Source organism: Mesorhizobium sp. M7A.F.Ca.US.005.03.2.1 (assembly GCF_003997795.1).
GTDB classification, from domain to species: domain Bacteria; phylum Pseudomonadota; class Alphaproteobacteria; order Rhizobiales; family Rhizobiaceae; genus Mesorhizobium; species Mesorhizobium ciceri.
Map to the genome: position 1 here is coordinate 1 of NZ_RZRP01000390.1, position 5795 is coordinate 5795.

At 62.8% G+C, this 5795-nt stretch carries 6 protein-coding genes; all 6 read left to right on the forward strand.

The window, feature by feature from the left end; genetic code table 11:
* Positions 1-501, forward strand: a 501-nt coding sequence (locus EN991_RS20805) for a flagellar hook-length control protein FliK (RefSeq protein ID WP_164769235.1), incomplete at its 5' end; no start/stop codon positions are given.
* Positions 431-1018, forward strand: coding sequence for a transglycosylase SLT domain-containing protein (locus EN991_RS20810; RefSeq protein ID WP_164753690.1), 588 nt, complete (start codon positions 431-433; stop codon positions 1016-1018). The genes EN991_RS20805 and EN991_RS20810, both read left to right, overlap by 71 nt.
* 223 nt (positions 1019-1241) lie before the next feature.
* Positions 1242-1910, forward strand: a complete 669-nt coding sequence (locus EN991_RS20815; RefSeq protein ID WP_013529780.1) for a response regulator transcription factor — start codon at positions 1242-1244, stop codon at positions 1908-1910.
* 79 nt (positions 1911-1989) lie between these two features.
* On the forward strand, positions 1990-3249 hold the full coding sequence (locus EN991_RS20820; protein ID WP_013529779.1) for a flagellar hook protein FlgE: 1260 nt from the start codon (positions 1990-1992) through the stop codon (positions 3247-3249).
* A gap of 27 nt (positions 3250-3276) precedes the next feature.
* Entirely contained in the window at positions 3277-4731 is a 1455-nt protein-coding gene (gene flgK / locus EN991_RS20825; protein WP_127369441.1) for a flagellar hook-associated protein FlgK, read from the forward strand.
* Between the two features lie 4 nt (positions 4732-4735).
* Positions 4736-5779: a flagellar hook-associated family protein gene (locus EN991_RS20830; protein ID WP_127369442.1), complete on the forward strand. Its 1044-nt coding sequence runs from the start codon at positions 4736-4738 to the stop codon at positions 5777-5779.
* The last annotated feature ends 16 nt before the right edge of the window (positions 5780-5795 follow it).

Genomic DNA, 5795 nt, shown 5'->3' on the forward strand with positions numbered 1-5795 from the left:
GGGCCGCAAAAGGCGCTTTCAGCCTCACCCACGACCACCCATCTGGCCAGCTCTGTTGCCGTTCCGACACATGTGTTGAAGATCGAACTTCACCCTGCCGAACTCGGCATGGTGACGGCCAATCTTCGCCTCTCCGGGGAACAACTTTCGATTGAGCTGAAGCCTGAAACACACGATGCCTATCGTCGGCTGTCGGCCGACAGCGAGGCCATCGTCAAGTCGCTGCGAGGGCTCGGCTTCGAGGTTGACAAGGTCACGATAATGCAACCTTCGGTAGCAGTTCCCGCTACAACCCGGACGGATGCAACCGCTCCCTTGGCGGCCGCAACAGGCCGCGATCCAGCATCCTTTCAACCGGGGAATTCGGGCGGCGGCAATGGTGGAGCCGGCGGCCAGCAACCGGGTCAGCAATCCTCAGGGAACCGCAACGATGACGCGCAGGACTACGGCCGCGGCACTTCGCCTTCTCGCGAGCGCGCTGGCGGCGATATCTTTATCTAGCGCGGTAACAGCTGCCGCAGCCACGACCAACCCTTGCGAGCCGGAAATCCTGCGCGCCGCCGACCGCTATGGCGTTCCCGCCGGCATCCTTTATGCCGTTGGCCTGACGGAGACCGGCAACAAGGGCAGCCTTCAACCCAACGCTTTGAATATAGAGGGAAAAGCAGTCTTTCCCAGGAGCCGGACCGAGGCCCTTGCCGCCTTCGCCAATGCCCGGCGCGAGGGCAAGACCCTGATCGATCTGGGCTGCATGCAGATCAACCACCACTACCACGCATCGCATTTTCGCAGCGTCGAGGACATGCTCGACCCACGTCAGAACGTCGACTATGCGGCGCGCTTCCTGGCCAGCCTTCATGCCCGTCACGAGACCTGGTCGATGGCCGTGGCCCGCTATCATGCCGGCCCCGACAATGACCCGGCGCAGAAGATCTATGTCTGCCGTGTCATTGCCAACATGGTCGCCACCGGCTTTGGAAAATGGACCGCGAACGCCCGCGGATTCTGCAACCCATAAGCGCATTTCCCATTACTAATAGACCTGCCACACAACCCCGAATTGTTGTTCTGGCCTGGCCAAGACTTGGCGCCGAATGCGTATCTGGCTGCACGCTAATGCAACCGATACGATTCCAGACTCCCAAGAAACTAGCTATAAGAAATGACGGTTGTTCAGGATTCTCGCCAGCGGATAGGCCTCTCTTCACGGGGCAAATGATTTGATTCGGAAGGCGGGGCCGATGATTGTGATCGTTGACGAGCGCGAGCTCGTAACAGAGGGATACAATTCACTTTTCGATCGTGAGGGCATCGCCTGTGCAGGCTTTGCATCCGGCGAATTCGGTGAGTGGGTGAATTCGGCCGCCGACACCGATCTGCGCTCGGTCAGGGCCTTCCTCATCGGCGATTGCCGCGAAGGTTCCATCTCTCCGCGCCAGATCCGCGACCGCACCGGCGCCCCGGTGATTGCGCTGAGCGAACAGCATTCGCTGGAGAACACGCTGCGGTTGTTCGAGAGCGGCGTCGATGACGTCATTCGCAAGCCCGTCCATATCCGTGAGATCCTGGCCCGCATCACCGCGATCCGCCGCCGCGCCCAGGAAGACGTCGCCTACACCGAGATCGGCGCCATGCGCATCTTCATGGACGGCCGCGACCCCGAGATCGACGGTCAGCCCCTCCCCCTGCCGCGCCGCGAGCGCCGCATCCTCGAATATCTGGCGAGCAATCGCGGGCGCCGGGTCACCAAGACCCAGGTCTTCAACGCCATCTACGGCATCTTCGACGAAGAGGTCGAGGAGAACGTGGTGGAGAGCCACATCAGCAAACTGCGCAAGAAGCTGCGCGAGAAGCTGGGCACCGACCCGATCGATTCCAAGCGTTTCCTCGGCTACCGGCTCGTCTTCTGATGCAGCGCCGCGCCAGCCTCGCGCAAGAAAACATGCGTAGCCTCGCAGCCAGCAGCATGGACACAGCGGAGACGTTTCGATGAGCCTCTATGGAATGATGCGGACCGGCGTTTCCGGCATGAACGCGCAGGCAAACCGCCTGTCGACGGTCGCCGACAACATCGCCAATTCAGATACCACGGGTTACAAGCGGTCCTCCGCCGAATTTTCGACGCTGGTCATGCCGTCGACCGGTGGCGCCTACAATTCCGGCGGCGTCACCACGACGATCCGTCAGGCGGTCAGCGATCCGGGCGTGCTTCAGTACACGACCTCGGTTTCCGACCTTGCCGTCAGCGGCGATGGCTTCTTTGTCGTTCAGGATCCGAGCGGTACCCCCTATCTGACCCGAGCCGGCGCTTTCGTTCCCGACGGTCAGGGCAGGCTTGTCAACTCGGCCGGTTTCCAGCTGATGGCCTACAGTTACGAGAACGGCGTACCGGCAGCGACGGTCAACGGCTTCGAGGGATTGGTCCCGGTTGTCATCTCCGACCAGGGCATGACCGCAACGCCGAGCACCGAGGGCAGCTTTGCCGGCAACCTGCCGGCGGGTGCGACCCCGGTCGCGACCGCCAATCTGCCCGCCGCCAACGCTGCGACCGCGCAATACACGTCGAAATCCTCCATGGTCGCCTACGACAATCTCGGCAACAAGAAGCTGCTCGACGTCTATTTCACCAACACCGGCGCCGGCACCTGGCAGGTGGCGGTCTTCGATCAGTCGAAGGCCACCGCTGGAACATCGTTCCCCTACACCGCCGGCGGCTTGCTGGGCTCGGCCAACCTGACCTTCGACACCACCACCGGCAAGCTCACCGGCACGCCCACCAACGTTTCATTTACTGTGCCGAACGGCGCCACCCTCAATCTCGATCTGTCGGCGCTGACCCAGCTTGGCACCGGCTTCACGGTTTCCGACGCCCAGGTCAACGGCAACGCACCGAGCACCATCGACAAGGTCCAGATCAGCAAGGACGGCACCATCTACGCTCAGTACAAGGACGGCTCGACCAAGCCGCTCTACAAGATCCCGCTCGCCGACGTACAGAGCCCGGACCAGCTCAAGGCGCTGCCTGGCAACGTCTATTCGCAAGGCACCGAGTCCGGCGCGGTTCGTGTCGGCTTTGCCAATGAAGGCAAGCTCGGCTCCATCATCTCCGGCGCGCTCGAGAATTCCAACGTCGATATCGCCGAAGAACTGACCAACATGATCGCGGCGCAGCGCAGCTACACCGCCAATTCGAAAGTCTTCCAGACCGGTTCCGATCTGATGGACGTCCTTGTCAACCTGAAGAGATAAGACGGGCGTCGCCCGCGAAAGACCCGCATGTCACTGTCTACCGCATTGAGTATCGCCCAGTCGGCGCTTATGAACACCGCGCGACAGACCAGCGTTGTCTCGCGCAATGTCGCCGACGCCTCCAACCCGGACTATTCGCGGCGCCAGGCCGTCGTCACCAGCACGGCGCCGGGTGCGCGCTCGGTCGATATCCAGCGCGCAGCCAACGAGCTTCTGTTTCGCCAGAATCTCGCCGCGCTATCGGCCTGGAGCGGCCAGAACGCTCTCTACAACGGCATGGATCAGTTGGGTGTTGCGGTCAATGGCGTCGACAATGCGTCCTCGCCCTCGACTGCGATCGCCAACCTGCAGCAGGCGCTGCAGCTCTACGCCACCTCGCCGTCGAATCAGAACCTCGGCGCCTCCGTCATCGACGCCGCCAAACAGGTCGTGCGCTCGCTCAATGAGGGCTCCAAGGCAGTCCAGGATTTCCGCACCCAGACCGACGGTCAGATTGCCACCGCCGTCGACGACCTGAACTCGCTGCTCGGCCAATTCCAGGATGCCAACACGGCCGTCATGTCCGGAACCCGTTCCGGCACCGACGTTTCCGATGCGCTCGACCAGCGCGATGCGCTTTTGAAGAAGATTTCGAACTATGTCCCGGTGTCGACCTTCACGCGAGGCGACAATGACATGGTCATCACCACCGGCGACGGCACGACCTTGTTCGAGACGATACCGCGCACGGTCACCTTCGCGGCGTCGGCAGGCTATACCGCGGGTGCCGCCGGCAATGCCGTCTACATCGACAATGTGCCGATCTCGGCGGGAGCCGGTGGCAACACCAGCGCCAGCGGCACGCTTGCCGGCCTGCTGCAATTGCGCGACGGCGTCGCCTCGACCATGCAGAGCCAGCTCGACGAGACCGCGCGTGGCCTGATCACAGCCTTTGCCGAGACCGCACCCTCGATGGCCAACGCCGCCGGCCTGTTCACCTGGTCTGGTGCGCCGGCCGTGCCGGCGGCCGGCACGCTGGTCAACGGCCTTGCCGCGTCCATCAGCGTCAATGCAGCGATGGACCCGGGCACCGGCGGCAACCCGATGCTGCTGCGCGACGGCGGTGCCAACGGTGCGGCCTACGTCGCCAACACGGGCGGTGGCGCGTCCTATTCCACCCTTCTGGTTGCCTATGGCGACCGGCTCGACCAGCCGATGATTTTCGACCCCGCCGCCGGGGTTTCGGCAACGTCCAGCGTGTCCGATTACGCCGCCAGTTCGATCGGCTGGTTCGAGGGCGTGCGCCAGCAGGCTTCGACCGCCTCCGACGCCAAGGAAGCGCTGGCGTCGCGCAGCGCCGAGGCGCTGTCCAACGCGACCGGGGTCAATGTCGACCAGGAAATGTCGCTGCTGCTCGACCTCGAACACACCTACCAGGCGTCGGCCCGGATGATGAAAACCGTCGACGACATGATGACGGCCTTGCTCAACGCGGTGGGATAATTCCATGACTTCAGTCTCCTCGGCCGCAATCTCCAATGCCATGCGCTCCCAGCAGATGCGCATGCAGGCCGAACTCGTCAAAGCCACGAAAGAATCCTCGACGGGCAGGGTCGCCGACGTCGGCCTGGCTCTCGGCGGGCGCACCACCCAGGCCGTCACTTTCCAGCGCGATCTTGACCGGCTCAACGTCATCATCGATTCCAACGGCCTGGTCGGCGCCCGGCTCTCCTCGACGCAGACCTCGCTTGGTCAACTCTCGACCGCCGCTCAGACGTTCCTGTCCGCCCTGACCACCGCCTCCTCAAGCGACTCGTCCAACAGCCTCACCCAATCCTCCGGCAAGGCGACCATCCAGCAGCTGACCTCGATCCTCAACACCAGCGTCAATGGCGAATACCTGTTCGCCGGCACCAACACCGACGTCAAGCCAATCAACGACTTCACAGCTGCCGGCTCCCCCGCCAAGGCGGCATTCGACGCCGCTTTCGTCGCCAATTTCGGCTTCACCCAGGATGATCCGCTCGCGGCCGACATCACGGCTGCCCAGATGGACGATTTCATCACCAATGATGTCGCCCCGCAGTTCACGGGCGCTGGTTGGCAGGGCAACTGGTCGAACGCCACCGACCAGCAGATCGTCAGCCGCATCGCACTCAACGAAACCACACCGACGTCGACCAGCGCCAACAGCGCCGGCATCCAGAAGCTCGCAATGGCGGCAGCCATGGTCAGCAGCCTGATGTCCAGCAACGTCAGCCAGGCGGCGAAGAATACGGTTGTCAGCCGCTCCACCACATTGGTTGGCGAAGCGCTGAGCGGCATTGGCCAGCTTCAATCCGAGACCGGCATCGTCCAGAAGCGGGTTTCCGATGCCAACGATCGGATGAAAACGCAGGTCGACCTTTTCGAACGGCACATTCTCGACCTGGAAGCCGTCGATCCGGCCGAAGCCGCGACACGGGTCGCGGACCTGACACAGCACATCGAAACGTCTTTCGCGTTGACCGCACGCCTGCAGCAGCTCAGCCTGTTGAATTACCTGACCTGACAACGCTTAACGGAAC

Bases quoted from the DNA above. Each gene is read 5' to 3' on its own strand.
- EN991_RS20810 (WP_164753690.1), top strand. From the start codon at position 431: ATGACGCGCAGGACTACGGCCGCGGCACTTCGCCTTCTCGCGAGCGCG.
- EN991_RS20815 (WP_013529780.1), top strand. From the start codon at position 1,242: ATGATTGTGATCGTTGACGAGCGCGAGCTCGTAACAGAGGGATACAAT.
- EN991_RS20820 (WP_013529779.1), top strand. From the start codon at position 1,990: ATGAGCCTCTATGGAATGATGCGGACCGGCGTTTCCGGCATGAACGCG.
- flgK (WP_127369441.1), top strand. From the start codon at position 3,277: ATGTCACTGTCTACCGCATTGAGTATCGCCCAGTCGGCGCTTATGAAC.
- EN991_RS20830 (WP_127369442.1), top strand. From the start codon at position 4,736: ATGACTTCAGTCTCCTCGGCCGCAATCTCCAATGCCATGCGCTCCCAG.